Consider the following 268-nt stretch of genomic DNA (forward strand, 5'->3'; position numbering starts at 1 on the left):
GCGCCGGATACAGGGTGATCACCTCGGCAGGTTTCCTGACTCGCGGCTCAAGCAGCGCCTCGGGCCTTCCCATCCCACCCTTGCGGGGGACAGTGGCAATGTCCGACGCGCCTCGCCGCCTACAGTTGCGGGGGCAGTCGCGGGTTGACCCAAAGGGCGTACCGCGTTCCCTTTTGCACCAGGCACAAGGCCCGGACCGAAGCGCCCCCGCTCTAGACGCCGGGCCGAGTCGGGTCAAGGGACGCAGGCGACATATGCCGGATGGATG

The 268-nt window shown here is 67.9% G+C and carries 1 riboswitch.

Annotation, left to right across the window (positions count from 1 at the left end):
* Window positions 1-7 precede the first annotated feature (7 nt).
* Window positions 8-216: riboswitch (cobalamin riboswitch) on the reverse strand.
* Window positions 217-268 lie beyond the last annotated feature (52 nt).

The sequence above is a fragment of the Aliidiomarina sp. B3213 genome, from assembly GCF_003290085.1.
GTDB lineage: Bacteria > Pseudomonadota > Gammaproteobacteria > Enterobacterales > Alteromonadaceae > Aliidiomarina.